This window comes from Corynebacterium sp. c7Ub_26 (assembly GCF_053760365.1).
The window spans coordinates 172,764-199,749 of sequence record NZ_JBSNBL010000002.1 but is presented as its reverse complement, the minus strand read 5'-3'; the positions used below and the strand labels follow the sequence as shown (position 1 = coordinate 199,749).

Genomic DNA, 26,986 nt, shown 5'->3' with positions numbered 1-26,986 from the left:
ATGAAATGCTCAGTGCGGGATCAAAAGAGGCTTCTCGATATGTCCCGGCTCCACAACGACATTGAGGTCCTAGAAGCGCAGGCAGTCAATCTGCCAGAAAAACATCGGCTCGACGAAGTTTTGCGGCGAGAAGCCCTGATGAGGTCCCGCACGGTCACAGCATCGCTCACGCTCGCTGAGATGGATGCTGAATTATTCAAGCTCAATAGTGACATTGCTAAGCTTCGTCGCCGTGAAGCCGATGATCGCCAACGGCTTACCGTGACCTCAGACCGTGAACGACGACGCGACCTTAACCATGATATTAACGCTGCCCAGCGGATTCGAGCACGACTAGAATCTCAACGCGACGATATCGAAGCTCAGCGCGACCAGCACCTTAAAAGACCTAATGGCCCAGATCAGCCGCCGGAAACGATTGATTCGGGTGATTCCGTTGCCGCTGCTCGTCGCGCACTGGATGACTCGATCATGGCGGTGCGCCGGCGGATAGATGAAAAACATCGAAAAGTTCAGGTTATTAAAAACGAGTTGCCCGACGAGATCGTCGAGGCTTATGACATACAGCGTGAGGATCACGGAGTCGGAGCGGCCCAGTTGATAGACCGCGTGTGCCAGGGGTGCCACATGTCACTGGATAACGCCACGTTAACGGCATTTCGCAAGGCCCCTGTCGACGAACTCCTCCAATGCCCGGAGTGCAATACATACCTCATTCGGTACAACCCTGAACTGGAAGGAGCGTCCTGATGGCTGCCTGGCAACCGGGATCATCCGAGACGCAGCGGTGCCGGTTGGTGTTACTTCGGCATGGACAAACGCCGTACTCCACGCAGGGTAGATATGCTGGCCGCGCCGATATACCTCTCACCGACGAGGGGCACCGGCAGGCTCGCTGGGCAGGCCGATGGCTACGAGATGCCGACCTAACCGCGGCAGTGACATCGCCTGCGTTGCGTTGTCGTCAAACCCTCGATGACCTCACAGAAGAGCTGGGCCTGGGGGCGGAGCAGTCTGCGGACTTGCCCGTCGACGTCGTCGATAACCTCATCGAACTCGATTTTGGCGAATGGGATGGGAGAACGTTCAAGGACGTTCACGATCACTATGCCGAAACGCAAGAAAAGTGGTTCACAGATTGGACCCTGCCCGTACCGGGTGGAGAAAGTGTTCAGGCCGTTGATCAGCGGGTGCATCAAGCGGTGACGGAACTCGTTGACCAGCACTGGGGAGATAACCTGCTGCTTGTTAGCCATGTGACACCCATAAAGTCGGTATTACGTCGCGCTTTGTGTGCCGACTCTGACTTCTTTGTTCGGCTTCACCTGGATACGTCGTCGATCAGCATTGTTGATTTTTATAACGACGGCCCGATCTGCGTTCAGGCCATCAATTCCACCGCGCATCTTGTTGATGGGGTAGAGTGAAGCCTCGCGATTGAGCCGGCCGGGTAATCGCGGGGGCGGAATCGACAGCACAGTGAGTCTCTGATTGTAGAGACCCTGTCTGATGCTGCGCAGACCGTCGTCGAGGAAAGTCCGGACTCCACAGAGCACGGATGTTGCTAACAGCAACCCAGGGCGACCTGAGGGCACGTGCAACAGAAAGTAGACCGCCTGCAGACGCAATATCTGCAGGTAAGGGTGAAAGGGTGCGGTAAGAGCGCACCAGCACTGCAGGTGACTGCGGTGGCTAGGTAAACCCTTCCGGGAGCAAGGCATGATGGCGCACCGCTGCTTTGGTGCGCTGGCGCGGGCGTTTGAGGGCTGCTCGTCCAAGTCCGCGGGTAAGCCGCGTGAGGCTGCCAGCGATGGCAGTCCAAGATAGATGATTACCTCCCATGCCAGGGGAGACCCGCATGGCAGACAAAATCCGGCTTATAGGTCGGCTCATTCGTCCTTCGTGCGCGGGGTGCACCATCGTTGGCTACATGTATGGGGGCTGTATGTGTGCCGGCTTGGCGAAAGACAATTCCGTGACTGTAATTCCACAGTTCCGTGGGCCGTCGCTCTGCATCTTGTCGCCAACTTTTGGCTGAGCTCCACCCTGCTCCGGCTTCACCAACGCGAGTACCGACGTGGACGCGGTGGGAATAGGCCGTGCGGAAAAAATCCTCTGGGCAGGGATTTCCGCGATAACGCCAGGGGCAGGAGGCGTCGCAATGGCTCTCAGTATTCGCTGCTGCGTAGGTGTCGCAGCAGAACCCAGCTCGATAAGTTCGTGGCCTGACGTCGTGAGCATCGAGGCCACCCGGGTCGTGCGTCGCGATTTCACGTCCATCGCTGCGTGGCGCGCACGTGAACTATCCCGCCCGCATAACTGCAGCCACTGGCGAGTCTCCAACACGGATGGATAGTCCGGCTGCTGTTCATCAGCAGTCGTGTCGCGCCGGGAAATATCAAGCCACTCCAGGACACGCTGCGGAGCAGAGGGCAAGTCCCGTAGCGCTTCGACGCCGAAGGTGGAACATGCGCGCCACAAGAAAGCTTCGTTACGCTGGGCTTTCGAGGTCCAGGCCTGGATGTGGTCGAGGTCCTCGTCGGTAGGCGTAGCAGAGAGCATCACTGGATGGAGAGGCTCCCGTTCGTCAGTAAAAGGCAGCGCGGTGACGGCGTCGTCGAACTGTGTGAGATGAGTGAGCGTCCCGGGCTGACTGCGGAAAATGACTGACGGCCGCCACCAGGATGTGGGGGCGTGCGCGGACTGGCGGAGTGCCTTCGCCGTGAGCGTGGCCAGTGTGGGTGGGCACGGTGGATCATCCTTGCCGGATAGCGCCGTCGCTAGTGCCATGGTTATCGCGGCGGTGGCTGCAGCGTGTTCCCCGAAACCTTCGCGGGGTGGAATAGAGGACATGACCGTCACGTAGAGGAGAGTCGACCGTCGAAGCCCACTTTGCTGATGTGCCACAGTATCCAGCACGGTGCGCACCACGTCGTCAGCGTCGGCAATGGGGTAAGGACCGGCCGAATGAATACCGAAGGACATACCGTTTTGAGATGTGTTTAGCTGATCGTGGTTGCCCTGTGGTGTAGTCGTTGTGAGACTGATCGCGACCTGAACCGACGGCTCGATCGTCTGCGCAATTGTGGTTCCACCAATGGGCGCGACATATTCGCCCAGCCACGCCAGTGTTCCGGGTGCAGAAACAATCCATGTCGGATCAACACCCCATGCCCGAGTATGCGCATCGGTAAGCGAAGCAGGGGAGGGTGAACCGGACATGAAATCCTTTCTGCTGAGAGGCTTTTGATTGAAAGACTGAGGCCTACGAACAATGGTAGGTAGATATTGGTCTACCGCGGGCGAGGTAGACGAGAGTGAAATAAACTTGTTATGCGCCTGTGAAAAAATTGCGATTTTTACGCGGTGACGGTTTTCACATACTTCAGAAAGGGCACTTGTTATGGCCACCGATGATCAAAAGTGGTACTTCAATTCAGAAACTCAGGAAGTTTCGCAGGGGAAGAAGTCGAGCTGGCTCAACCGAATGGGCCCGTATGACTCCAAAGAAGAAGCCGAGCACGCGCTTGAGCGAGCTCATGAGCGCAATCAAGAGGCCGACGAAGCCGATGAAGAGTGGGACGACGAGGACTAACCGACGACTAGTCGGGCATGGTATCGCCCATAGCCATGATGAGCTTGGACGGACTCGACGATTTCTTCGCTCCAGCTGCTAGAGCGTGCTGAGAGAGTCGGTCTAAAAAGTCATCAGCAAAGCCACGAGCATCGCGCTGGGCGTCGCCATCGTGGTGATCGTCGAGGATCTCGGGGCTGAGTTCAATTTCCCATTCCCGCCAGTGCTGGGCTTGTCCACCGTCGAGGAGCCCGCGCGATGAGACGTGGTCGTCGCAGAATTCAGCTCCCTTGTATGAGGTAGCGCTTCCGACTGATTCAGCACCTCCGTGCGAGCTGGGGTAGTCCACCATCACATCGGTCACGTGCCGCTCGTTGTCAACTTGTGCGATGGCGATAAAGTCCGCCGAGTTATCGTCCACCGGTGCAGCAGGCAGTGCCTCATGAAGTGCCTCAAGTAGCGTGCGAGGCGGATGCACATGGTGGGGGTCCGTTGCGTCCCCCGCGTCCAATGGGGCATGGACTTCGCGACGCCCGCGCATCCCCTGAAGTTTGAGATGCCATCCTTCGTCGGGGCCCCCGCTGCGACGTCGCAACGTGATTTTATACCTGGTCAACTGGAGGTCAGGTGTGTCGTAATACGTCGCCGAGAGCGTAAACCGCTGTTCAGCCCCAACCCCAGCGACTCCCTCCACCGCGGGAAAATCAGGCACCGGGGTGGCGTCGTCCACGGCAAATTTAACTTCGACTTCCAGCTGATCAGTATAACTCATGACGCCAAGTGTAGGTGCGTGCCGCCGTTTAAGCCTTCGGGTTGTCCGAGAATGCGTGGTCAGCGTCGGGGAAAGTGCCTTCGGCTACCCGGTCCCGGTACCGCCGGGCAGCGTCGCGCAGTTCCTGGCCAATCTGCCCGAATTCCTCGACAAAAGACGGTGTGCGACGCCCCGCCGGTATCGCCGCCATATCCTGCCAGACGAGTACTTGGCCGTCCGTTCCAGCGCCGGCACCAATGCCGATAGTGGGGATGGGAAGCTCCTCCGTGATCTCCCGGGCAATCTCCTCCGGCACCATTTCAAGCACGACGGCGGACGCGCCGGCCTCACACACAGCCTTCGCGTCGCGGCTGAGCTGTTCAGCCCCACTGCCACGCCCCTGCACCCGGAAACCACCCAGCGATGACACCGACTGAGGCGTAAACCCAATATGCGCCATCGCGGCAATTCCGGCCTGAGTAATCGCCCGAATACGTGGTGCGATTCGCTCGCCACCTTCGATTTTCACCATGTCGGCTCCAGAGCCATGAATTATCCGCACAGCATTAGCGACGGCATGCTCATCCGATTGCTCGTAGGCGCCGAACGGCAGATCCGCGACGACGAGTGCGTGGGGAGCACCTCTCACCACAGCTCCAGCCAGAGGGATGAGTTCTTCCATCGTGATCGCCGTCGTCGATGAATACCCATAGATGACGTTGGCTGCAGAATCGCCCACTAGAAGCACAGGGATTTCGGCGTCATCAAAAATACGAGCTGTCGTGAAATCATAAGCAGTCAGCATTGCCCAGCGCTTGCCGTCGCGTTTGAATTGATCGAGGTGATGAATCCGAGTCTTCCGCCTCGGCTTTTCTGAGTGTTGCGGAGCGTCGGGGTGGGCAGACATGGGCTGGTTCCTCTCTCAGCTGAACAGGGATTGTCTCGGGGTTTCTCTGGGTATTTCTATCGGCGTGACTACCGGATGCGCAAGGGTGTGGGGGCTTTCCCACGCATCAAACTCTATTCACATACACGCGCTCTCTGGCTAACACGCGCCCATGTCCCACCCACCGACTACCCTGTAGGTATGAATCGGCAACAAGAATTTGTCCTCCGAACCCTTGACGAACGCGACATCCGCTTTGTGCGCCTCTGGTTCACCGATGTACAGGGATACTTAAAATCCGTGGCCATCGCCCCCGCCGAACTCGAAGGCGCATTCGCCGAAGGCATCGGATTCGACGGGTCAGCCATCGAGGGCTTCTCCCGCGTGTCAGAGTCCGACACCATCGCCCGCCCAGACCCATCCACATTCCAAATGCTGCCCTTCCCTCACGAGGGTCAACTCACCTCCGCGCGGATGTTCTGCGACATCACCCTGCCGGATGGTCAACCCTCCTACGCTGACCCCCGCCAGGTCCTCCGTCGGCAATTAAATAGAGCAGCCGACGACGGATTCACCTCCTACGTCCACCCCGAAATTGAGTTCTTCCTCGTCAGAAGCCTCATGACGGAAGGCAAAGAACCTATCCCGACCGACAATGGCGGATACTTCGACCAGGCCGTCCACGACGAAGCCCCAGGATTCCGACGGGATGCCATCACTGCCCTGGAGTCCATGGGCATATCCGTTGAGTTTTCGCATCACGAAACCGCGCCGGGTCAGCAAGAAATCGACCTCCGCTACGACGATGTGCTGTCCATGGCGGACAACATTATGACCTTCCGCTTCCTCATTAAGCAGGTCGCTTTGCAAAGCGGGGTTCGGGCGACGTTCATGCCAAAGCCATTTGCTAACAGGGCTGGCTCCGCCATGCACACCCACATGTCCCTCTTTGAAGGTGACACGAATGCGTTCCACGATCCTGACGATGAATTCAATTTGTCGGCCACCGCACGGTCTTTCGTCGCGGGAATCTTGGAGCACGCCAACGAGATTTCGGCGGTGACGAACCAGTGGGTCAACTCGTACAAGCGCGTGGTCTTCGGGGATGAAGCGCCGACGTCGGCAACATGGGGCCTGTCTAACCGATCAGCTTTGGTTCGTGTACCCCGATACACCTCGACAAAAGCCTCGTCACGTCGCGTCGAAGTGAGAAGCCCCGACTGCGCATGTAACCCCTACCTGGCATTTTCGGTGCTCCTGGCAGCGGGATTGAAAGGCGTGCGCGAAGGCTACGATCTGCCGCCCCAGGCTGAGGACGATATATCGTCCCTGACGCGCAGGGAACGTCGCGCGCTAGGTTATCGTGACCTTCCGACGTCGTTAGATGAGGCACTCCGTGAAATGGAGCGCTCAGAACTTGTTGCGGACACCCTCGGTGAGCACGTCTTCGAGTATTTCCTCCGCAACAAATGGCAAGAATGGCATGATTACCAAAGCCAGGTCACGCCATGGGAGTTGGACACCACGCTGGACTACTAAAGCCAGGTCTGATCAGAAACGAAAGCACGTGATCCCATGACTTTCTTCCCCGCTCCCCACCGACCCCCCGAACCGCGACTCCGGACGGCCCGCGGAACACGATCTGCCGTGCCATCGCCGTCCACCTTGGGTTTGACCAGCACTCACGCAGCGTCTGACCTCGAAAAACTGGGGTGGGATAACCAGGAGTCGCTTGGTCTCCTGTACCTCCTGGCCAATGTCGGCGACCCAGAATTGGCCCTCAACACCCTTTACCGGCTGAACGAAAATCTCAAGCCGGGTTCCGACGAGGCCACTGCGTTTCTTGACGCTATGCGGAATAACGAGGTTGTGCGGTCACGTGCGCTAGCGCTGGTCGGGGGTTCTGCCGCGCTTGGGGATCACCTGGTGGCGAACCCCCACCTGTGGAGATCATTCGCCGATCCGATCCCGCATAGGGAGGAAATGATGGCAGCGATGCTGTCGTCGGTTGAGGCGGAGCCGATCGCGAAACCGGAGACCGAGGAGTCGGAGGCGCCTGAGACGTCGGATTCAGCGGAGGGGAACGAACCGGGGAAGAACGAAGCAGGGGCCCCAGACAACAGGTCATCGTCCAGGCCATCGTCGCAGTCGGGTGAAGGCTCTGCCCGGGAAGGATCGGTCGATCCACGGATTTCTCACGCCGGGATGTACCGCGCAGGAATAACCGGTACCGCGGCATATACCCAGCTCAAGATGACGTATCGCACGCTACTAATGCGCATCGCCGCCTCTGATTTGGCCAGCACCATACCGTCCGGGGTCTTTCAGCAATCCCAGCCCGACGGTGACGGCCGACGTGGCTCAGCGCGGGCTGGCAATTCAGCGACACACGGGGGAGAGGATGGTAGCGGAGGAGCAGCCTCGGCCTCGCCCGACGACAAGCGCGCCATGGCCCACCCCATGGGATTCGTCGAGGTCTCGGCCGCATTATCTGATCTCGCCGACGCAGCGCTCACAGCGGCACTCGCGGTAGCCGTCGCCACGGTGTACCCCGACAACAACGCCGTGGATGCCCGGCTGGCGGTCATCGCGATGGGGAAGTGCGGCGCGCGCGAACTCAACTACATCTCCGACGTCGACGTCATCTTCGTAGGTGAGACCGCCGATGCGAAAACAACCCGTGTTGCCAGCGAATTCATCAAAGTCGGCTCCCGGTGTTTCTTCGAGGTGGATGCGGCCCTCCGCCCCGAAGGCAAAAGTGGGGCGCTCGTGCGCACGCTCGAGAGCCACCTGAGCTATTACGATCGATGGGCCGATACCTGGGAGTTTCAGGCCCAGCTCAAGGCTCGTCCCATGACCGGCGCCATGGATTTAGGCAAAGCCTATGTGCAGGCAATCCAGCCGCACGTGTGGCAGGCCTCCCAGCGCGACTCATTCGTTGACGACACCCAACATATGCGGGGCCGGGTCATCGAGAACATTCCCAAAGAACAGCAAGCGCGGGAGCTCAAACTCGGCGTCGGGGGGCTTCGAGATGTTGAATTCGCAGTCCAGATGCTGCAGATGGTCCATGGCCGGATCGATGCCGATTTGCGAGTCCGGTCAACAATCAGTGCTCTTCAGGCCCTCATTCGCGGAGGATACGTCGGCCGGGAAGATGGGTCGCAACTCATCGCCTGCTATGAATTCGTGCGGTTGCTGGAGCACCGGCTTCAGCTGCAGCGGATCAAACGCACACACATGCTGCCCGAGCCAGACGACGAGGATGCACTCCGATGGCTCGCGCGCTCGTGCGGCATCGGCTCCACGTCCTCCATGACGAGCATCGAATCGCTCAAAAAGCTCATCGAGCGAGCATCGCGCCAAATTCACAGCCTGCACAACAAACTTTTCTTCCGGCCACTGCTTAATGCCGTCGCTCTTATCGACGACGAAACCGCGCGACTGTCTCCCGACGCCGCCCGCCGCCAGCTAGCCGTGCTGGGATATCAGTTCCCGGATCGTGCGTACGAGCACCTCAAAGCGCTGGCGTCGGGGACAACTCGCAAGGATCGCATCCAAGCGATGCTGCTCCCCACCCTCATGGAGTGGTTGGGCGACACCTCCGACCCCGACGCGGGCCTCCTGGCATACCGCAAACTCTCCGACGTGCTCTACCACGACCCGTGGTTCCTCAGGATGCTCCGGGATGAGGGGATCGTTGGCCGTCGCCTCATGCACATTTTGGGAACCTCGCCCTACGCCACGGACTTAATTCTGGCCGCGCCGAACGTCGTCAAAATTCTTGGCGACGGCGCCAACGGCCCGAAGCTCACGGAGGTCAACGCGTCCACGGTGACGCGGTCCCTTGTCACCACCGCGAGCAGGCACAAAGACCCCGATAAAGCGATTGCCGCGGCCCGGTCGCTGCGTCGTAAAGAACTAGCCCGCATCGCGTGTGCCGATCTGTTGGGGATGATGTCCCTGGCCGACGTGTGCCACAGCTTGTCTCTCGTGTGGGACGCGGTCCTGGAAGCAGCCCTCTACGCGGAGATCCACGGGTGGACGGCCACACACCCCGACGAACCAATCCCGGCGAGGATGACCGTGATAGGCATGGGGCGCCTCGGTGGGGGCGAGCTGGGCTATGGATCGGACGCCGACGTGCTGTTTGTCTGCGAACCCGCCCACGATCACGTGAGCGAGGCAGACGCCGTGAAATGGGCCATCGGCATCGGCGACGCTGTGCGACGTCGGCTAGCGAAGCCCTCGCAGGACCCACGGTTGGATGTCGACCTTGATCTTCGCCCCGAGGGCCGTAACGGCCCGACCGTGCGGACACTGAACTCGTACCACGCGTACTACGAACGGTGGGGCGAAACCTGGGAAGTACAGGCGCTGCTGCGTGCAACGTGGATCGCCGGCGATGAAGACTTAGGCCGCCGCTTCCTCCACATGATCGACAAGTTCCGCTACCCGGAGGGCGGTGTGAGCGATGCGACGGTACGGGAAGTACGTCGCATGAAAGCCCGCGTCGATGAAGAGCGCCTGCCCCGTGGGGCCAACCGCAACACCCACACGAAACTGGGCCGCGGTGCATTGACCGACATTGAATGGACAGTGCAGCTGCTGACGCTCCAACACGCGCACGAGTACCCGGAGCTGCACAATACATCAACGATGGCGACCCTCCGCGCTATCGAAAACGTCGGGCTCCTCGATCCTGAGGACTGTGAAACTTTGCGCACCGCATGGCAAACAGCGACGAAAGCGCGCAACGCCCTTGTCTTGGTGCGCGGAAAGCGGACCGATCAGCTACCCGAGCCAGGTGCTGCGCTGGCGCACACAGCTGGCGCCGCGGGGTGGGAACCCGAGCACTACCAGGAGTTTTTGGACAACTACTTGAAAGTTACCCGCCAAGCGAGGAAAGTAATCGATCGGGTCTTCTGGGGGGAGGATGAGTTTATGCATCGCTGAGTCCCCGTCAGAGGAATCGTAGGAGCGATAAATGTCACGCGTGGAGTTGTCGACAGGTGTCGCGGATTCGTTAGAGTATCCATGTCTGGCCGGGCCTGGCCGGCGCATGCAGGACATGAGTGACAAAACAGTACGGAGTTAATGTGGGCGAGCGATCATCGATCGTGATTTCCCGGTACGGGAACACACTTATCCAGTTCACCAAGTTTGGGCTGGTCGGCGGCTCAGGAGTCATCGTGAACATGGTGGCTTTGGTGATCGCGAACAAGCTCTTCGGCTGGGGGTTTGATGTCACACCACATGACACCGTGCTCAACCTTCTAGGAACCCGCTTCCACCTGCGCTGGTACCACATTTTCGCAACCATCGCGTTCGTCGTGGCAAACACCTGGAATTTCCAAATCAACCGTTGGTGGACGTTCAAGTCTCATGGCCACGGCCGCTGGCTCCGTGAATTCCTGGCCTTCTTCGCTGTCGGCCTGCTGAGCTGGGTGGTCTCGCAAATCGTGATGACTCTACTGATGAACCCGACCTCCCCGCTGGAACTCTCACCCCGCATTTTCGACAGCTCCACCGGGGTCCGAAACCAACTGTACTGGGCCAACCTGATCGGCATTTTTGTGGCCATGCCCGTGAACTTTGTGGTCAACAAACTGTGGACATTCAAAGCTGTCCGCGTCTCCCGCGTGCCCGACAAGTACGAATTGTTGACCGAAAAACAACTCCGTGATCGGGAGCTATCCCGCAAAGGCTAAGTCCGCGTAGTCTCCGCTGGCGGGCATGCACACGTGGGTATCTCGGGATTGTTGGTGTGGATAGCGTTCAGAAGCCGATCGAAAACACCCGAGAGATAGTCGACGTCGCCATCCTCTAATTGTGCGAAAAGGTTCCTGCGCACAGTGTCGACGTGACCGGGAGCGACGTGCTCAATAGCTTTTCGGCCCTTATCGGTGACAGAGACGACAGAAGCGCGCCCGTCGTGGGGGTCGTCGTTACGAATAACGAGACCACGTTTCTGCATTCTGCTGACCTGATGTGACAGTCGGCTGCGCTCCCACAGCATACGGTCGGCCAGAAGTGTGACACGGAGTTCCCCGTCGGGGGCTTCGCTTAAATTGACGAGGACCTCAAAGTCTGCGAGGGACAGATCGCCCTCGTTATGTAGTTGCCGGGCGATCACCGTGTTGAGTTCATCATGAAATCGTAAGAACGATCGCCAGACGTGTTGTTGCTGCGGGCTCAGCCAGATCGCGGAAGAATCGGACATGTTGTCATCATACGGTGTAGTAGGTGGCGTTCGCTGTGTAAGTCTGGGCTAGGGTCCGCGCGATGTCTCTCGGTGAAAGTCACATTGAATATAGCCATGTTAGGTAGGTCTCAATTGAATGTTATTCGCGCAGGTAGATAGGTAAAGTGCACCTTTGTTAGTTGATGTATCATAAATAGCGGTGTGTACGCGCGGTGAAGCGCGTTGCTCTCTATGTGGCAAGGGGAGTAGACACAGTATCGCGAACGGTTTACCCGGGCTGATCTTTCGATACATCCTCCATGGAGACCCTTGGAGACCTCAAGCTTGTGGTACCTCAGAAAGTGTTAAGAACCTTAGGAAGGTAATTAATGGCACGTAATGTCGCAGAACAGCTAGTAGATGCCCTAGAAAAGCAGGGTGTTAGCAGAGTGTTCGGCTTGGTGGGCGACAGTCTTAACCCGATTGTTGACGCTATCCGGCAAAGTTCAATCGAGTGGGTTCACTGCTATAACGAGGAGTCTGCTGCTTTCGCGGCCGGTGCTCACTCCGTTGTTACCGGCGAGCTCTCCGTGTGCGCTGGATCGTGTGGTCCGGGTAATACACACATGATTCAGGGGCTGTACGACGCTCACCGCAACGGTGGCAAGGTCTTGGCCCTCGCTAGCCAGATCCCGTCGAAGGAAATCGGTTCCGGTTTCTTCCAGGAAACGCACCCCGAGAAGCTTTTCGAAGAATGCTCTGGGTACTGCGAATTGGTGAACTCAGCTGCTCAGGCCGGCCGCTGTATTCACGCCGCCATCCAGTCGACCTTGGCTGGTCACGGTGTGTCTGTCGTGTCCTTCCCTGGTGACATCTCCATGCAGGAGGCCGTGGAGACCCCGTCGCTGGAAGGCAACTTCTCTGTTCAGAACGGGGAAGTACACCCCAGCCGGAAGCAGCTCCGCGACCTTGCCGACGCCATCAACAAGGCTGACAAGGTGACAATGTTCGGCGGTATCGGTTGCGCCGGTGCTCGCGATGAGCTCTTCGCCGTCGCGGAGAAGATTAAGTCGCCTGTCGGCCACTCGTACGCCGGTAAGGAAGTTCTGCACTACGACAACCCGTATGACGTCGGTATGTCCGGCCTCCTCGGTTACGGTGCATGTACTGCAGCATTCGACAATGCTGACCTCTTGATCTTGGTCGGTACCGACTTCCCCTACACCGACTTCTTGCCGACGACGCCCACTGCGCAGATCGACATTAACGGTGCTCACATCGGCCGACGCACCCACGTCGAATACCCGGTTGTTGGTGACGTGAAGTCCACCATGGCGGAGCTGCTCCCCCTGTTGAAGGAAAAGACCGACCGCAGCTTCCTTGATTCCATGCTCAAGAAGCAGCAGCGGAACCTGAAGCACGTCATCTCGGCGTACACCAAGAACGTCTCCAAGCACACGCCGATTCACCCTGAATTCCTGGCATACAACCTGGACGACTTGGCCGACGACGACGCCATCTTCACGGCCGACACCGGTATGTGCAACGTGTGGCACGCGCGCTACATCATGGCCGGCCCGAACCGTCGTCTGCTGGCGTCCTACCGCCACGGGACCATGGCGAATGCTTTGCCGCAGGCGATCGGCGCACAAGCTGCTGACCGTAAGCGCCAGGTCATTTCGATGTCCGGCGATGGCGGGCTCTCCATGCTGATGGGTGAGCTGCTGACGGTGAAGCTCCACCAGCTGCCCATCAAGATGGTGGTTTTCAACAACTCCACGCTGGGCATGGTCAAGCTCGAAATGATGGTCCAGGGTATTCCCGATTTCGGGACCGACCACGCGAAGTTCAATTACGCTGACATTGCTCGCGCGGTGGGAATCAAGTCCTACCGTGTGGAGGACCCGAAGGACGTCCGCTCGACGCTCCAAGAGGCGCTGGCCCACCCAGGCCCGGTGTTGATCGATGTTCAGACCGATCCGAACGCGCTGTCGATCCCGCCAGACATCTCCCTGGAGCAGGTCAGCGGCTTCACTAAGGCTGCTGTTCGCACTGTGCTCGACGGTGGCGTCGGCAAGATGATTAACATCGCGAACTCCAACCTGCGTAATATTCCTCGTCCTTCCGGATTTAAGGGAATTGGCTAGTCACGAAATTGGCTACATTTCGGTTAATTTCCCGATGAATCTGCATCGGGGCATGGTTTAACGCCACAGTCGGCTAGGCTGGATCGGGTGAAATACATCTCCACCCGTGATCCACACCAGTCGCCTGTGGCGTTTTCCGATATTCTGCTCCGCGGTCTTGCACCCGATGGGGGCCTTTATGTCCCCGATTCCTACCCGCAGTGGAATTCATCCGATTTATCCCGATTCCGGTCCCTTCTTCATGACCAGGGATATCCATCCTTAGCTGCGGAAATCATTTCCTATTTTGTCGACGATATTCCGCGCGATGATATCGAGCAGATGACTCAGCGGGCTTATCGTGTTCCTCGGTTTGCGAACCCGGATATTGTGCCGGTCAGTAAGCTGGAGGATGGCCTGTTCATCGGCCATTTGTCTGAAGGCCCGACTGCCGCGTTTAAAGATATGGCCATGCAGTTGCTGGGTGAACTGTTTGAATATGAATTATCGCGACGCTCCAGCACTTTGAATATTGTGGGCGCGACCTCGGGGGATACAGGTTCGTCGGCGGAATATGCGATGCGCGGCCGCCGTGGAATTCGTGTGTTTATGTTGACTCCGCGCGGGCGGATGACACCATTCCAGCAAGCGCAAATGTTTAACTTGGATGATCCCAATATCTTTAATATTGCTTTAGATGGTGTATTCGATGATTGTCAGGATGTGGTGAAAGAAATTTCATCAGATGCTGATTTCAAGGCCGAATTCCATATCGGAGCCGTCAATTCGATCAACTGGGCCAGGCTCATGGCGCAGGTTGTCTACTATGTGGCGTGTTGGATTCGCGCCACCGAGTCGAATGAGAGCAAAGTCAGCTTCTGCGTGCCCACGGGCAATTTCGGGGACATTTGCGCCGGCCATATCGCGCGGAGCATGGGTCTGCCCATCGACCAACTCATTGTCGCGACAAATGAGAACGATGTCTTAGATGAATTCTTCCGCACGGGTAGCTACCGGGTGCGGTCAGCGCGTGAGACTTTAGCGACGTCGAGCCCTTCGATGGATATTTCTCGGGCGTCCAACTTCGAGCGATTTATTTTCGACGTTCTGGGGCGCGACGTTGCCCGCACCGCGGACCTGTTCGGCAAGAGAGTGCGTGAGGGCGGGTTCGATCTCGCAGGCGATCCTGCGTTCCCGTCGCTGGCGGAGAAATTTGGTTTCCGCTCCGGGAAGTCGACCCATGCTGATCGCTTAGCGACGATCAAACGCGTGCACGATGACTACGGCGTCGATATTGACCCGCACACTGCTGATGGCGTGACCGTGGCGTGGCAGCAGAGAGAGGCGGTCCACACGCCGATTGTCTGCCTGGAGACAGCGTTACCGGTGAAGTTTGCTGACACAATGCGGGAGGCTTTAGGCGAGGAGCCGGAAACACCAGACCGCTTTGCGGACATCATGCAGGGTGGTCGGCATGTGGCTGATCTGCCCAATGACGCTAATGCGGTGAAGGACTTCATTCGCGAGTCCATAGCCAACTCTGATGTGACGAATTAGCCTCACGGCTGGGATTGGATGATCGCCTGCAAGACATAGAAAACCCGTTGCCCTCGTTGATATGCGAGAACAACGGGTTTTTGCGTGCTAGCTGGCTATATGCCCTTGCTATTTAGCAGTCGTAGTACATTTCAAATTCTTGCGGGGTTGGGCGCAGGCGGACCGGCGTAATTTCGTTGTCGAACTTGTACTTGAGGTACGTATCCAGCAGATCCTCGGTGAAGACGTCGCCCTCGGTGAGGAAGTCGTGATCCTTCTCCAGGGAAGCCAGAGCTGCCTCGAGGCTGGTGGGAGCCTGCGGAATGTCAGCGGCCTCCTCGGGCGGAAGCTCGTAGAGGTCTTTGTCAACCGGAGCGTGCGGCTCGATGCGGTTCTTAATGCCGTCCAAGCCGGCCATCATCATCGCGGCGAAACCGAAGTAGGGGTTACCCGTCGGGTCCGGTGCACGGAATTCGACGCGTTTTGCCTTCGGGTTGGATCCAGAGATCGGAATGCGGATCGCTGCCGAGCGGTTGCGCTGCGAGTACACCAGGTTGATGGGGGCCTCGAAGCCAGGAACCAGGCGGTGGTAGGAGTTCAGCGTGGGGTTGGTGAAGGCCAACACTGAACCAGCGTGCTTCAGGATGCCGCCGATGTAGTAGCGGGCGGTGTCGGACAGTCCGCCGTAGCCAGCCTCGTCGTAGAACAGCGGCGAGCCGTCCTTCCAGAGTGACTGGTGAGCGTGCATACCGGAACCGTTGTCGCCGGCGAGGGGCTTCGCCATGAAGGTGGCGGACTTGCCTTCCTGCCATGCGGTGTTCTTGATGATGTACTTGAATGTCTGCAGGTCATCGGCAGCGTGAAGCAGCGTATTGAACTTGTAGTTGATTTCCTGCTGTCCACCGGTACCGACTTCGTGGTGAGCACGCTCAAGCTCAAAACCAGCGTTGATCAGGTTGCGGGACATGTCGTCGCGGAGATCCTGGAAGTGATCGTACGGAGCGACGGGGAAGTAGCCACCCTTGATGCGGGTCTTGTAGCCGAGGTTCTCGGACCCGTCACGCTCTTCTTCCGCGCCTCGGTTCCACCAGCCCTCGACGGAATCAACTTCGTAGAAAGCGTTGTTGATGTCGGTGCTGTACCGGACGGAATCGAAGATATAGAATTCAGCTTCAGCCCCGAAGAAGCAGGTGTCAGCGATGCCGGTGGAGGCGAGGTATTCCTCTGCCTTACGGGCAACGTTACGTGGGTCACGGGAGAAGGCTTCGCCAGTCAGCGGATCGTGGACGAAGAACTTCATGTTCAGCGTCTTCGCCTTGCGAAACGGATCGAGCTGGGCCGTCGCCAGGTCTGGCATGAGAGCCATGTCGGATTCGTCGATAGTGGTGAACCCTCGGACGGACGAACCATCGAAAGCGAGTCCCTCGTTGATGACGTCTTCATCGAAAGCATCGGCCGGAATGGTGAAGTGCTGCTCGACGCCGGGGACATCCGTGAAGCGAATGTCGACGAACTCGACGTCGTTATCTTTGATGTACTTGGTGACATCTTCAGCATTAGTGAAAGCCACTGTGACTCCTCGCAGATTTCTCTCGGTCGGTCGGGAATATCTGTAAGTGACCGAGCATTACTTTCCACTTTAAAGTAAAGGTGTTGCTCTGGGGATAAAGATATGTTTCGTTAATGTTACGTCCTGGACAGACGCGATCTCCTCCACAAAAGTGGCGGTGCTGGCACGGTTGTGCCCCCAAATGGGGCGTCTACAACGGCGAACGTACGACGAGCCACCTGCCGTCGAGAACATGTGGCAGGTAAAGTGCGTTCTATGGCAAAGGATCGGGCACGCGAGCGGAAACAAAACCAGCGATCAGAACGCACGAGTTGGCTTGAAGGGCCACAAATCCCCGGCGAAAACGATGGGCTTGTTCAATCGCGATGGCCTGGTGAAAAACTGGGGCTGACAAAGTCAGGCTCTGGGTCTCAAGCGTCGATTATGCGACGGTGCGGGGGAGTTGTCCTGGATTGGCTCGTTTCCATGGCCATCACCGGCATCTTGTTTTATATCGTGGGACCCACTTCGAGCGACGGAAAACAAACCGAATTAGTGTGGGGCAATTTTGCCGCGACGACGAACATCATCGTCTATGTCGTTGTAGGGATCGTTTCAGTATGGCTTTTTGCGCGCACCCCGGGCCAACTGATGCTAGGAATGGGAGTTGCGCGAGTAGACCAGCGCGATGCTCGCGTCGGCTTGTGGCGTGCCGTTGTCCGCACCCTCTTGACAATCTTTATCCTCCCGGCAGCGATCTGCGACTCAGACTTAAGAGGCATGCATGACCGTGCGACGGGGACGGTGGTGATTAGGGCGTAGCGCCTAATACGTAGCACCTAGTGCTTGTTTCGCTGCGCAGCCCGACGTGCTCGGCGGTTCATTCCCTTTTGCACCTTGGCCTGGTTCGGGACGGGGCCCTTCGGCATTCCCATATTTCCGCGCACATTGTCCAGGGACTCGATCCGGCTAGTCAATGAATCCACTTCTTGCTTCTTGATGTTGCGTGGCAACTTCATCAAATGGCGCTGCAGCTTCTTAATGGGGACTTCGTCCTCACCCTCGCCCGACACCACTTCGTAGATGGGGGTATCGCCGACAATGCGGGCCAGGCGACGACGTTCGTTATCCATCATGAGCTTGATCCGTTGCTTCTCCCCTTCACCGACGAGGACAACACCGGGTGTGCCGACAACGCGGTGAACAAGATCCATGTGGTTGTTGACTTGGACGCCCTGTTTGGTGACCCATTTCATGCCAACGCCATCACGCATGTTGTCTAGCGCCCATCCCGCAGCACCGGCTTGACCAGATGCGCGATCGTAAACCGACCGCTGTAAGCGTCGGCTGAAAACAAGCATCGCAAGTGTGGCGCCGAGAATGAGGCCGATGATTAACCACAGCCACTTGTTGCCCCACACGAAGCCGAGTAGGAAAAGTAGGACAGCGGGCAGCAGGAGAGCCAACAGCATGTAGGGGATGAGCTTATTGTCCTGCTTGCGCTGGATGTTGAAAGCCTGCCACATCTGGCTGCGTGTTTGTTTACGCTGTGCCCGTTTAGCGGAGCGCTGAGCCTTCTTTTCTTCCTTTGCGCGGTCGTTCTTCGCCATACGTTCAGGATAGGCGATGGACGTCCGGTCGGTGGAATCAGTGAGCGTTAACGAGCGTCAACTGGTGTCTCGCGGCTGGCCCCGTACTTGGACAGCAGGGTGGAAGCCTCCTGAGAGGCAGTGTCGTCGATTCCCTCACCCAGGTGACGCAGATTAGCGGGGAGTTCTTCGCCGCGTGCCTTGATCGCCTGCGCATACAGCCGGCCTGCGCGGTAGGAGGACCGCACCAACGGCCCGGCCATCACACTAGCGAACCCAATGTCATGCCCATAATCGCGGTACATGACGAACTCTTCGGGTTTTACCCACCTTTCGATGGGGTGGTGCAGGTTAGACGGGCGGAGATACTGGGTCACCGTCAAGATGTCGCAACCGGCATCGCGAAGGTCGCGCATGGCGGATTTCACCTCGTCAACCGTTTCACCCATCCCAAGGATCAAGTTTGATTTGGTGACTAAGCCGAAATCACGCGCCTGGCGGATAACATCCAGGCTTCGCTCATAACGGAACGCAGGGCGGATGCGCTTAAAAATGCGAGGCACGGTCTCCAAGTTGTGGGCAAACACTTCCGGCCGAGCCTCAAATACGGTCTGAAGAAGATCGGGCTTCCCCGAAAAATCGGGAGTGAGGTTCTCGACGCCGGTGTTGGGGTTGAGCTTGTGGATTTGCCGAACAACCTCGGCGTATAACCACGCGCCCTCGTCGGGCAGATCATCACGGGTGACCCCGGTAATGGTGGAGTAGCGCAACCCAATCTCACGGACATTTTCTGCAACGCGACGAGGTTCGTCCTCATCGAGTGGCTCAGGGCGACCGGATTTAATGTCGCAGAAGTCGCAACGGCGGGAACACGTATCGCCACCGATAAGGAAGGTGGCCTCACGGTCTTCCCAGCACTCGTGGATGTTGGGGCATCCTGCTTCCTGGCAGACGGTGTGAAGACCAGCGCCTTTGACGCGTTTCTTCATGTCGCGGAATTCGGGGCCCATGGTTGCGGTAGTCCGGATCCACCGCGGTTTCGCTTCAATGGGGGTTTGGGCGTTCCGTGCTTCGATGCGGAGAAGTCGTCGTCCGTTCGGTGCAACTGCCATGTCTTCTACCTTGTTTTTGAGTGTGTCGTCGTACACATCCTACTGAACTTTGATGCGCTTATGTCCATCGTCGGGAATTGTGCTGGTAGTGATCGGTTGTGTCCCATCCAGCGCCGCGATAAGAGAGTCCCGCATGAGGCCGACGATGTCATGGGGGTGGATATCGCGTCCAAGTTCTTCTGTCAGCGTTGTCACCCCGGCATCACTGATGCCGCAAGGAACGATGTGGTTATAGGGCTCGAGCGAGTTATCGCAGTTCAGAGCGAAGCCGTGCATGGTGACTCCGCGCGTCACTCGCAGTCCGATGGCCGCAATTTTCCGCTCAGGGCGTATTTCCCCGCGGACGACGTCGGTGGGGAGCCATACTCCCGACCGGCCCTCAACGCGCTCAGCACTGGTCACGCCAAGTGTGTGGCACGTCGTGATGAGTGCTTCTTCCAGGCGTCGCACATAATCGACGACATCGAGCGGCTGAGCTAACCGAATGATCGGGTACCCCACCAGCTGCCCTGGCCCGTGCCAGGTGATGCGTCCGCCACGGTCGATGCGGATGAGCGGTGTGTCGTCATTGTCAGGGAGGTCTTCGGGTTGTGTTCGTTTACCCGCTGTGTACGTCGCGGGGTGTTCGAGGAACAACAACTTGTCGACGCCACGGTCGGGTTCGTCACGTGTGGCCCCAGCCGCATCAGCCCGTTGTTGAGCGTATTCGGCCTGCCGATGCCACATCTCCATATAGTCAACTTGTCCGAGCCATTCGACGTCGTAGTCGGTGTCAACAGCTCGAATGGATCCTTGCTGATAACCCATGTGGTTGATCGTACGCGTGTGGCCGGCCCCCAATGAGGCCGGCCACACGTTGACGCTGACATGCTGGTCACACGGTGTCGCGCAGAGTTAGAGCGGACCCGTGTGTCGCGGCATTCAGGATTTAGAGGTCAAGATCCCCCTCGAAATTAGCTGTCTCGAGGCGATCGCGGACGGTGGTCATGAACCGCCCTGCGTCTGCACCGTCGACGATCTGGTGATCGTAGGTGAGAGGCAGCAGCACCATCTGACGGATGGCAATCGCTTCTGAGCCGTCGGATGTCGGGACGACGGACGGCCGCTTCACGATCGCGCCGGTCCCCATCATGGCTGCCTGCGGCGGTACAAGGATCGGGGTGTCGGTCAGCGCGCCTTCTGAACCAATGTTGGTGATGGTGAAGGTGCCGCCGGTGAGATCGTTCGGCTTCAGCTTGTTGGTCCGTGCCCGGTCGGCGATGTCAGCAATTGCTGCAGCCAGTTCCGGCAATGTCATGTCCTGAGCGTTGTGAATGACCGGCGAGAGAAGGCCAGCTTCCGTATCGACGGCGATCCCCAGGTTGACCTTGTCGTGGTAGGTCATTTCCTTGGTCTCAGCGTTGTAGGACGCATTGACATTCGGGTGGGAAATGAGCGCTTCGACAACGGCCTTTGCGAAGAAGGGGAGGTACGTGAGGTTGACGCCATACTTCTCCTTGAACGCGGGTTTCGACGCCTTGCGCAGTGCAGCGACGTCGGTCATATCGACCTCGTGGACCTGCGTTAGCTGCGCGGAGGAGTGGAGAGATTCCAGCGTCTTCGATGCGGTCAGCGAGCGAATGCGGTTGACCTTTTGGGTCGTACCGATCAGCTCTGCCTTCTTCGGATCGACGCGCTTGGTGGACCACGCTGCACGCGGACCGTCCTGCGCCGGCTTCTCGTCTGCTTTTCCGCTTGTCGACGACGTGTCCGGTGCGGCCTTCGCCTTCTCGGCTTCGGCAAGAACGTCCTGCTTGCGGATTCGTCCACCGACGCCGGAGCCTTCAACTGTGGTGAGATCAACGCCGTGCTTCTCCGCCAGCTTTCGTACCAGAGGGGTCACGTACGGGAGCTTGCCACCGGTGTTGACCTTGGTCGACGGGCGAGTAGCAGGTTCCTCCCGATCGGGCGCGCTGGCGGACGATGCCTTAGGCGATGCCGTTTCGGAGCTGGTGGCGGAGTCCGAGGTGTCCTTGGTCTCCTCAGTCTTCTCGCTCTTAGGGGGGTCAGGCTCGGCCTTCTCCTCAGGCTTGGTTTCCTCAGACTTCTTGTCGGCCTTGTCGTCGGAGGAGCTGCTGGAGGCGGCGTTGGCGTCGCCGATGCGGGCGATAACGGATCCGACGTCGACGGTGTCGTCTTCCTCAGCGAGCACTTCGACGAGAGTTCCGCCCACAGGTGAGGGGATTTCGGTGTCGACCTTGTCGGTGGACACTTCCAGAAGTGGTTCGTCGACCTTAACCTCGTCGCCGACGCTCTTCAGCCACTGGGTGATGGTTCCCTCGGTGACGGACTCGCCGAGCTCGGGCATTTCAACGTCGGTGGCCTCGCCAGAAGCAGCACCACCCGAACCAGAGCTAGAGGACTTCTCCGCCTGCTCGCCCTTCGAAGAGCTCTTCTCCTCAGCGCCGGAATCACCAGAGCCAGAATCGGCGGACTCCAACGCACCACTGTCGTCGCTGCTGGTGTCGTCGCCCTTTTCACCAATCTCTGCGATGACCTCGCCGACCTCGACAGTGTCGTCTTCGTTGGCAATAATTTTTGTCAACACACCAGCAACGGGTGAAGGAATCTCGGTGTCGACCTTGTCAGTCGAAACCTCCAAAAGCGGTTCGTCGACAGCGACGGTGTCACCTACTTGTTTGAGCCACGTGGTGACCGTGCCTTCGGTGACGGATTCGCCGAGTTCGGGCATCTCAACAGAGAACGCCATGGTGGAAGTCTCCTCTAAAATAAGCGATAGTTAAGAAGTCAACGCAGATCTGTGACGCTGATCGTTGAAACGTGTCATGAGGATCTGATTACGGCATGACTTTACGTGCTCCCACAATACCGTGGCTTCTCCTCAGACGCGCCTTGGCCGTCAAAATCTGGCTAAAGTTACCTGGATATGGGGGAGGGTCTACAGTAGGAACCATGGCCGATAAGACTTTCACCGTAGAAAAAAATCCACACCCGACATCCCCCGAGGCTATCGCCAAGGTGCTCGCGAACCCAGGCTTCGGAGCGAACTTTACCGACCACATGGTGATTATCGACTGGTATGGGGAGCAAGGATGGCATGATCCTCGCGTCGTCCCCTACGGCCCGATCACCTTGGATCCAGCAACGACACTGTTCCATTACGGTCAGGAGATCTTCGAGGGACTCAAAGCATACCGTCAGCCAGATGGTTCCATAGCCACATTCCGTCCAGACCAAAATTGCCGACGGATGCAGAACTCGGCCAAGCGGCTGGCAATGCCCGGACTGCCGGAAGAATTATTTATGGAATCGCTCCATCAGCTGGTGGAGATCGACGCAGACTGGGTTCCTGAAGCGGGAAGCGAAGCAGCGCTGTACCTGCGCCCGTTTATGATCGCGACCGAGAAGGGCCTGGGAGTTCACCCGTCGTCGACGTACCGCTTTTACTTGATCGCATCGCCGGCTGGGTCGTACTTCAGTGGCGGCATCAAACCGGTGACTGTTTGGCTGTGTGAGGACTACGTCCGCGCCTGCCCCGGTGGCACAGGAGCTGCAAAGTTCGCCGGTAACTACGCGGCCTCTTTGGCTGCCCAGTCGCAAGCAGAGGAAAAGGGCTGCGACCAGGTTGTCTGGTTGGACGCCATCGAGCGCAACTATGTCGAGGAAATGGGCGGCATGAACCTCGCCTTCATCTACGGCACTGGCGACGACGCGAAGCTGGTTACTCCCGCATTGTCCGGTTCCTTGCTGCCCGGTGTCACCCGCGATTCGTTGCTGAAGCTGGCTGAAGATCGCGGAATGGCCGTGGAAGAACGGAAGATCTCGACGGCCGAGTGGCGTGAAGCCGCGAAGTCCGGAGAGATGAGTGAGGCCTTCGCCTGCGGTACCGCCGCCGTTATCACCCCAGTCGGAACCGTGAAGTCCAACGAAGGGGAGTTCACGATCAACGGTGGACAAGCAGGCCCGATCTCGATGGAACTGCGTGAAACCTTGACGGGGATCCAGCACGGCTCTGTCGACGATTCCCACGGTTGGCGCTACACCCTGGTGAAGTAAAACCTGGTGAAGTAAAAAGCAATTTGCGTTTATAGCGCTAGCCCCGCCCACGTATGAGTGAGCGGGGCTTTATGCATATTGATTAGGAAGTCAGGCTGAAGAGAACGACAGTTGCTGCGGTCGCGAGCTCGATGGTCGCCCCGAGGCAGTCTCCGGCCAGGCCGTCGAACCGCCGGCTGCAATGACGTGCCCACGGTATCGCTAAGGCGATGACCGCCAGTGCCATCAGCGTCCAGAGGATTCCTCCGCCGACGAATGTGGCGATGGCTGCTCCTATAACCCATGCGGCTGTCCCGAGCTTCGGAACGGTTCCGATGACGAGCGCGCCGAAACCCGAGGGATTTGCTGGGCGGTATCCCTCTGTGCAAAGAATCAAGGCGCTGATTCGCGCGACTGTTGGCACGAGGATGAGTCCGATGACGGTGGATGGAGGGAAGTCCGAAGTGGTGGAGGAGCCTGCATCGCTGAGACTCGTTGATCCCGCCCCCTGCATGATCGCGTGAACACCGATGATCTGGGCTGCCACGGAAAACACGACGGCTGCAACGCCCATGGGGCCCGCGTTCGTGTCCGAAAGAATGGCCCGAGCTTTCGGCGGCGGGGCGTAGCTGCCGAGCGCGTCGGCAACGTCGCTCAAACCGTCGAGATGCATAAGTCGGGTGCCGAATTCCCACAGGGCGACGATTACGAACGCAACGACCCAGAGGTCCAGGTTATGGCCGAAGTTCACCTGGAGGAGCCACGTCAGTGTGAACACGTACCCCGCGACGAGTCCGTGGAATACCCCCACCAGCGGCATCGCCAGCATTGCCCGACGGCCCGTCGTGCGGTCGAAAACGCGTGAGCCACGGAAAGGCAGCACCGTTAACCAACTAAATGCTGTCGATATTCCGTCGGGAATAGCGTGGCCATGGGTGGGGTTGTCGGGCTGCTCACTCGAAAATCCTGCTTTACCAGACATTATTCTTCGGCGCCAGGGGCTTCGGCAGGGGAGTCTTCGGCGCCGGAATCTTCAGCATCCGCGGCCGTCGACACACCAGCCTCGTCGAACGTCGCCATGTTGCGGATGATGTCCACGGCTGCGTTGACGATCATGAGCGTAACGACTGCCCCCGAACCCTCGCCGAGCCGCATCCCCAAATCAACGACCGGGGTCAGCTCTAGCTCGCGCAGCGCAATCTTCTGGGCGGGCTCAACACTCCGGTGGCCGGCGACCCACCATTGCTTCGCGCCCGGCGCAAGCTTTTCGGCGACAAGGGCGGCCGCACACACAACGATCCCGTCGAGAATAACCGGTGTGCGGCGCACAGCTGCCTGTGCAAGGAAGCCAACCATCGCCGTGATATCTGGTGAGCTAATGAACTGGAGCACGCTGGCGGGTTCATCATGAATATTGTGGACGCGATACATCGCATCACGAATCGCCGCAGTTTTCCGTTTCCATCCGTTGTCGTCGATTCCGGTGCCACGTCCAACGACGACGACGGGCTCGGTGTTGGTTAGGGCACCAATCAGCGCTGCGGCGGGCGTCGTATTTCCGATGCCTAAATCGCCGGCAATAAGCAGATCAACCCCGGAGTCAATCTCGCGATCAGCAGCGTCGATCCCAACCTGAAGCGCGCGTCGGTACTCATCGCGGCTCATGGCGTCTTCCCGATCAATCGACCCGCTGCCGTCACAGATATGGGTATCGGCTTCAGAGCCGCTATTCAGGCTGACATCAATTACACGAACCGAGGTGCCTGCGCGTTTCGCGAGAACGGACACCGCTGCGCCTCCGGACTCGATATTCGACGCCATCTGCACGCTGACATCCGTCGGATAAGCGCTGACTCCATTCGAAGCAATTCCATGATCGCCGGCGAAAACCACCGTGGTGACGTCGTTAAGCGGTTGGGGTGGACACTGCCCCTGGCAAGCCGCAATCCAGCAGCCCAAGTCTTCTAATCGCCCCAGTGAGCCTGCGGGTTTAGTCAGTTCCGCCTGCCGCTGACGAGCCCGCGCATACACGTGTTCGTCGGGAGGAGAGATGAGGGGAAAAGAGGAATCGCTCACTGTTGCTTCTCTCTATTTATTGTCGGTGCTAAGCATTGCCATCGGAGTATTCAGGACCGGAGATCGAGAGCACACCCAGCGACCACAAGGACAACTCGATCGCATACCGATGCAACATCAGCATTGAGCCGTCCGAGCTCGTCCCGGAAGACACCGCCAGATGGATAGCTGGGGACAATGCCCATTCCAACCTCAGGGCTAACAACAACAAGATTAGGGCCATCCGCCGGAACGTGGCGCAAAGCGGTGATTAGTCGGTCGCGCCGGGCACCGATGGCGTGTAATCCTTTGTTCCAGTCGTCCAACCCGAACTCCGCATCCCACATGCCTACCTCAGCAAGTTCGTGGGTCAACCACGTGCCAAGATCGTCGACAAGGATAGTAGTGTGAGGGGCTGCTGGCTGGTCGGATGATTCGGTGAGGACGTCGACGAGGTCCCGTGAATCCTCGGTGTGCCACCAAGATGGGCGGCGTGCACGATGGCGCTCGATCCGGCGAGCGAAGTCGGCGTCGAAGGTGGAACCCCAGGGCCGTGCAGTCGCGACGTAAGTGACATGGACATCGTCGTGAGGCGCCGCGGAATCTGAGGGTGTCACCAGGTGCTCCGCCCATTCAGATTTACCTGACCGGGCTCCACCAAGAACCAAAGTTTTCATCTTGGGCAGTGCTTACGATTCTATGCAGTGCGTGCGTTTTATAAGTGGGCGTTAAATGTTATCGCCGATGTTGACCTGCGGGCGCGGGGTACGGAACCGTCGGATCATCGACGCGCGGGAGAAGGCGTAGAAGCCCATTGACCAGGTCGATAGAGCAGTATCCGGGTGACGTTCACGGACGAAACGAGACACCCGACGGCCCGATAGAACACCGTCGAGGACGATCAGGATGAGCAGAATCATCCCCACCATGGAGAGCAGATTATTAAGCAGATAGCTGCGCGTTGCGGTCGTGACGAACATCAGAATAAGCAGCACGACTACGATGGGCATGAACGTATTGGCAAAGAGACGGCGGGAATCAACCCAGTCGCGGATCAATCGCCGCTCGGGGCCACGGTCCCGGTCCATGAGGTAGCGTTCATCGCCGCTCATCATGCGTTCACGGTTCCGCTCGCGTTCCCGTGCGCGTTCGTCGCGCTGCTTGCGCTTGAGTGCCTTGTACTCTTCTTTGCTCATTGAGTTCTTCAACTCTTTGCGCTGTTTACGCGCTTCCGCAGGAGTCTCAGGCGCCTTATAGGCCGTTTTGCGCACACCCTTTTGGCGTTCGACGTCATTGCGTTTAGGTGTGGCGTGGCCTTTCGGTGGTGTATATCCCTTGGGGGTGGAGCGATCCTGCGACTGGCTACCGCTGCTATCGCTGTCGGAGGAGTTTCCGTCTGCTGCACTGCTGCTGGTTGAGGCGGGTTTGCTACCACCGGCAGTGACGCTGACTGACCCTTTACGCTTACGGTTCCACCGCGATGACTTCGTCGTCGATGATTCTGACGCAGAGCCATCGTTCGACTGATTTTCTTTCGACGTTGTCCATGGCATCTTCACGCGATCAAGGATATAAGAAAAGGGGTTCGA

23 protein-coding genes and 1 other RNA gene are annotated in these 26,986 nt (G+C 58.4%); 11 read left to right on the top strand and 13 right to left on the bottom strand.

The genetic code is table 11. The features are described 5' to 3' along the window. The 3 genes from ACWORE_RS04220 to rnpB all read left to right on the top strand — a co-directional run bounded on the left by ACWORE_RS04220 (nucleotide 1) and on the right by rnpB (nucleotide 1,896). Nucleotides 1-750 carry a zinc ribbon domain-containing protein gene (locus ACWORE_RS04220; RefSeq protein WP_455302793.1) on the top strand — a complete coding sequence of 250 codons (750 nt, stop codon included), beginning with the start codon at nucleotides 1-3 and terminating at the stop codon, nucleotides 748-750. Further along, nucleotides 750-1,427 (top strand): histidine phosphatase family protein, encoded by a 678-nt coding sequence (locus ACWORE_RS04215; RefSeq protein ID WP_455302791.1) that lies wholly within the window; start codon nucleotides 750-752, stop codon nucleotides 1,425-1,427. Before ACWORE_RS04220 ends, ACWORE_RS04215 begins: the two co-directional genes overlap by 1 nt. An 11-nt stretch (nucleotides 1,428-1,438) precedes the next feature. After that, nucleotides 1,439-1,896, top strand: an RNA gene (rnpB, locus tag ACWORE_RS04210) — RNase P RNA component class A. 30 nt (nucleotides 1,897-1,926) lie between these two features. Here the strand turns inward: rnpB and ACWORE_RS04205 are convergent. Continuing rightward, nucleotides 1,927-3,222: a hypothetical protein gene (locus ACWORE_RS04205; protein ID WP_455302789.1), complete on the bottom strand. Its 1,296-nt coding sequence runs from the start codon at nucleotides 3,220-3,222 to the stop codon at nucleotides 1,927-1,929. Nucleotides 3,223-3,403: 181 nt separating this feature from the next. On the opposite strand from ACWORE_RS04205, the gene ACWORE_RS04200 reads away from it, so the two are divergent. Further along, nucleotides 3,404-3,595 (top strand): SPOR domain-containing protein, encoded by a 192-nt coding sequence (locus ACWORE_RS04200; RefSeq protein WP_296138269.1) that lies wholly within the window; start codon nucleotides 3,404-3,406, stop codon nucleotides 3,593-3,595. A 7-nt stretch (nucleotides 3,596-3,602) separates the two neighbouring features. On the opposite strand, the gene ACWORE_RS04195 is transcribed toward ACWORE_RS04200, so the two are convergent. Both ACWORE_RS04195 and panB read right to left on the bottom strand, forming a co-directional pair. Next, nucleotides 3,603-4,346 carry a CYTH domain-containing protein gene (locus ACWORE_RS04195; protein ID WP_455302786.1) on the bottom strand — a complete coding sequence of 248 codons (744 nt, stop codon included), beginning with the start codon at nucleotides 4,344-4,346 and terminating at the stop codon, nucleotides 3,603-3,605. 28 nt (nucleotides 4,347-4,374) lie between these two features. Beyond that, entirely contained in the window at nucleotides 4,375-5,232 is an 858-nt protein-coding gene (panB, locus tag ACWORE_RS04190) for a 3-methyl-2-oxobutanoate hydroxymethyltransferase (RefSeq protein ID WP_455302784.1), read from the bottom strand. Nucleotides 5,233-5,412: 180 nt separating this feature from the next. Here panB and glnA (ACWORE_RS04185) point away from each other — a divergent pair, with 180 nt between their 5' ends. The 3 genes from glnA (ACWORE_RS04185) (at nucleotide 5,413) to ACWORE_RS04175 (ending at nucleotide 10,922) form a co-directional block, all read left to right on the top strand. Then, a complete protein-coding gene (gene glnA / locus ACWORE_RS04185) occupies nucleotides 5,413-6,750 on the top strand; it encodes a type I glutamate--ammonia ligase (protein WP_303122666.1) in 1,338 nt (445 codons plus the stop codon). A gap of 36 nt (nucleotides 6,751-6,786) precedes the next feature. Beyond that, nucleotides 6,787-10,167 (top strand): bifunctional [glutamine synthetase] adenylyltransferase/[glutamine synthetase]-adenylyl-L-tyrosine phosphorylase, encoded by a 3,381-nt coding sequence (locus ACWORE_RS04180; protein ID WP_455302782.1) that lies wholly within the window; start codon nucleotides 6,787-6,789, stop codon nucleotides 10,165-10,167. A gap of 119 nt (nucleotides 10,168-10,286) precedes the next feature. Further along, a complete protein-coding gene (locus tag ACWORE_RS04175; RefSeq protein WP_448235063.1) occupies nucleotides 10,287-10,922 on the top strand; it encodes a GtrA family protein in 636 nt (211 codons plus the stop codon). Here the strand turns inward: ACWORE_RS04175 and ACWORE_RS04170 are convergent. After that, entirely contained in the window at nucleotides 10,919-11,434 is a 516-nt protein-coding gene (locus ACWORE_RS04170; protein ID WP_052722329.1) for a MarR family winged helix-turn-helix transcriptional regulator, read from the bottom strand. The genes ACWORE_RS04175 and ACWORE_RS04170 overlap by 4 nt on opposite strands. 350 nt (nucleotides 11,435-11,784) lie before the next feature. Between ACWORE_RS04170 and ACWORE_RS04165 the strand changes: the two genes are divergently transcribed. Next, nucleotides 11,785-13,542, top strand: coding sequence for a pyruvate dehydrogenase (locus ACWORE_RS04165; RefSeq protein ID WP_012731341.1), 1,758 nt, complete (start codon nucleotides 11,785-11,787; stop codon nucleotides 13,540-13,542). An 87-nt stretch (nucleotides 13,543-13,629) separates the two neighbouring features. Then, nucleotides 13,630-15,078, top strand: coding sequence for a threonine synthase (gene thrC / locus ACWORE_RS04160; protein WP_455302779.1), 1,449 nt, complete (start codon nucleotides 13,630-13,632; stop codon nucleotides 15,076-15,078). Nucleotides 15,079-15,190: 112 nt separating this feature from the next. On the opposite strand, the gene glnA (ACWORE_RS04155) is transcribed toward thrC, so the two are convergent. After that, nucleotides 15,191-16,627, bottom strand: a complete 1,437-nt coding sequence (gene glnA / locus ACWORE_RS04155) for a type I glutamate--ammonia ligase (RefSeq protein WP_406605850.1) — start codon at nucleotides 16,625-16,627, stop codon at nucleotides 15,191-15,193. 255 nt (nucleotides 16,628-16,882) lie between these two features. Here glnA (ACWORE_RS04155) and ACWORE_RS04150 point away from each other — a divergent pair, with 255 nt between their 5' ends. Further along, complete coding sequence (locus ACWORE_RS04150) at nucleotides 16,883-17,428, top strand: RDD family protein (RefSeq protein WP_296138253.1); 546 nt, start codon at nucleotides 16,883-16,885, stop codon at nucleotides 17,426-17,428. A 17-nt stretch (nucleotides 17,429-17,445) separates the two neighbouring features. On the opposite strand, the gene ACWORE_RS04145 is transcribed toward ACWORE_RS04150, so the two are convergent. From ACWORE_RS04145 to sucB, 4 genes are all read right to left on the bottom strand, one after another. Then, a complete protein-coding gene (locus tag ACWORE_RS04145) occupies nucleotides 17,446-18,216 on the bottom strand; it encodes a DUF4191 domain-containing protein (RefSeq protein WP_455302777.1) in 771 nt (256 codons plus the stop codon). A 47-nt stretch (nucleotides 18,217-18,263) separates the two neighbouring features. Beyond that, on the bottom strand, nucleotides 18,264-19,307 hold the full coding sequence (gene lipA / locus ACWORE_RS04140; RefSeq protein ID WP_455302775.1) for a lipoyl synthase: 1,044 nt from the start codon (nucleotides 19,305-19,307) through the stop codon (nucleotides 18,264-18,266). Between the two features lie 39 nt (nucleotides 19,308-19,346). Next, entirely contained in the window at nucleotides 19,347-20,114 is a 768-nt protein-coding gene (gene lipB, locus ACWORE_RS04135) for a lipoyl(octanoyl) transferase LipB (RefSeq protein ID WP_296138247.1), read from the bottom strand. A 121-nt stretch (nucleotides 20,115-20,235) separates the two neighbouring features. Further along, nucleotides 20,236-22,056 carry a 2-oxoglutarate dehydrogenase, E2 component, dihydrolipoamide succinyltransferase gene (gene sucB / locus ACWORE_RS04130; protein WP_455302772.1) on the bottom strand — a complete coding sequence of 607 codons (1,821 nt, stop codon included), beginning with the start codon at nucleotides 22,054-22,056 and terminating at the stop codon, nucleotides 20,236-20,238. 203 nt (nucleotides 22,057-22,259) lie between these two features. On the opposite strand from sucB, the gene ACWORE_RS04125 reads away from it, so the two are divergent. After that, nucleotides 22,260-23,363, top strand: coding sequence for a branched-chain amino acid aminotransferase (locus ACWORE_RS04125; protein ID WP_296138244.1), 1,104 nt, complete (start codon nucleotides 22,260-22,262; stop codon nucleotides 23,361-23,363). Between the two features lie 82 nt (nucleotides 23,364-23,445). Here ACWORE_RS04125 and ACWORE_RS04120 read toward each other — a convergent pair whose 3' ends face one another. From ACWORE_RS04120 to ACWORE_RS04105, 4 genes are read right to left on the bottom strand one after another with little or no spacing between them, the layout of a single operon-like run. Then, a complete protein-coding gene (locus ACWORE_RS04120) occupies nucleotides 23,446-24,324 on the bottom strand; it encodes an adenosylcobinamide-GDP ribazoletransferase (protein WP_455302770.1) in 879 nt (292 codons plus the stop codon). After that, the gene (gene cobT, locus ACWORE_RS04115; protein ID WP_455302768.1) at nucleotides 24,324-25,418 is read right to left on the bottom strand and encodes a nicotinate-nucleotide--dimethylbenzimidazole phosphoribosyltransferase; all 1,095 of its coding nucleotides are present in this window, start codon (nucleotides 25,416-25,418) and stop codon (nucleotides 24,324-24,326) included. The genes ACWORE_RS04120 and cobT overlap by 1 nt, the downstream gene beginning before the upstream one ends. A 50-nt stretch (nucleotides 25,419-25,468) precedes the next feature. After that, nucleotides 25,469-26,074, bottom strand: a complete 606-nt coding sequence (locus ACWORE_RS04110; RefSeq protein WP_296138238.1) for a bifunctional adenosylcobinamide kinase/adenosylcobinamide-phosphate guanylyltransferase — start codon at nucleotides 26,072-26,074, stop codon at nucleotides 25,469-25,471. 51 nt (nucleotides 26,075-26,125) lie between these two features. Then, entirely contained in the window at nucleotides 26,126-26,950 is an 825-nt protein-coding gene (locus ACWORE_RS04105; RefSeq protein ID WP_406606044.1) for a DUF3043 domain-containing protein, read from the bottom strand. Nucleotides 26,951-26,986 lie beyond the last annotated feature (36 nt).

Coding starts and splice junctions, on each gene's coding strand:
- ACWORE_RS04220 (WP_455302793.1), top strand. CDS start 1: ATGAAATGCTCAGTGCGGGATCAAAAGAGGCTTCTCGATATGTCCCGG.
- ACWORE_RS04215 (WP_455302791.1), top strand. CDS start 750: ATGGCTGCCTGGCAACCGGGATCATCCGAGACGCAGCGGTGCCGGTTG.
- ACWORE_RS04205 (WP_455302789.1), bottom strand. CDS start 3,222: ATGTCCGGTTCACCCTCCCCTGCTTCGCTTACCGATGCGCATACTCGG.
- ACWORE_RS04200 (WP_296138269.1), top strand. CDS start 3,404: ATGGCCACCGATGATCAAAAGTGGTACTTCAATTCAGAAACTCAGGAA.
- ACWORE_RS04195 (WP_455302786.1), bottom strand. CDS start 4,346: ATGAGTTATACTGATCAGCTGGAAGTCGAAGTTAAATTTGCCGTGGAC.
- panB (WP_455302784.1), bottom strand. CDS start 5,232: ATGTCTGCCCACCCCGACGCTCCGCAACACTCAGAAAAGCCGAGGCGG.
- glnA (WP_303122666.1), top strand. CDS start 5,413: ATGAATCGGCAACAAGAATTTGTCCTCCGAACCCTTGACGAACGCGAC.
- ACWORE_RS04180 (WP_455302782.1), top strand. CDS start 6,787: ATGACTTTCTTCCCCGCTCCCCACCGACCCCCCGAACCGCGACTCCGG.
- ACWORE_RS04170 (WP_052722329.1), bottom strand. CDS start 11,434: ATGTCCGATTCTTCCGCGATCTGGCTGAGCCCGCAGCAACAACACGTC.
- ACWORE_RS04165 (WP_012731341.1), top strand. CDS start 11,785: ATGGCACGTAATGTCGCAGAACAGCTAGTAGATGCCCTAGAAAAGCAG.
- ACWORE_RS04150 (WP_296138253.1), top strand. CDS start 16,883: ATGGCAAAGGATCGGGCACGCGAGCGGAAACAAAACCAGCGATCAGAA.
- ACWORE_RS04145 (WP_455302777.1), bottom strand. CDS start 18,216: ATGGCGAAGAACGACCGCGCAAAGGAAGAAAAGAAGGCTCAGCGCTCC.
- lipA (WP_455302775.1), bottom strand. CDS start 19,307: ATGGCAGTTGCACCGAACGGACGACGACTTCTCCGCATCGAAGCACGG.
- lipB (WP_296138247.1), bottom strand. CDS start 20,114: ATGGGTTATCAGCAAGGATCCATTCGAGCTGTTGACACCGACTACGAC.
- sucB (WP_455302772.1), bottom strand. CDS start 22,056: ATGGCGTTCTCTGTTGAGATGCCCGAACTCGGCGAATCCGTCACCGAA.
- ACWORE_RS04125 (WP_296138244.1), top strand. CDS start 22,260: ATGGCCGATAAGACTTTCACCGTAGAAAAAAATCCACACCCGACATCC.
- ACWORE_RS04120 (WP_455302770.1), bottom strand. CDS start 24,324: ATGTCTGGTAAAGCAGGATTTTCGAGTGAGCAGCCCGACAACCCCACC.
- ACWORE_RS04110 (WP_296138238.1), bottom strand. CDS start 26,074: ATGAAAACTTTGGTTCTTGGTGGAGCCCGGTCAGGTAAATCTGAATGG.
- ACWORE_RS04105 (WP_406606044.1), bottom strand. CDS start 26,950: ATGCCATGGACAACGTCGAAAGAAAATCAGTCGAACGATGGCTCTGCG.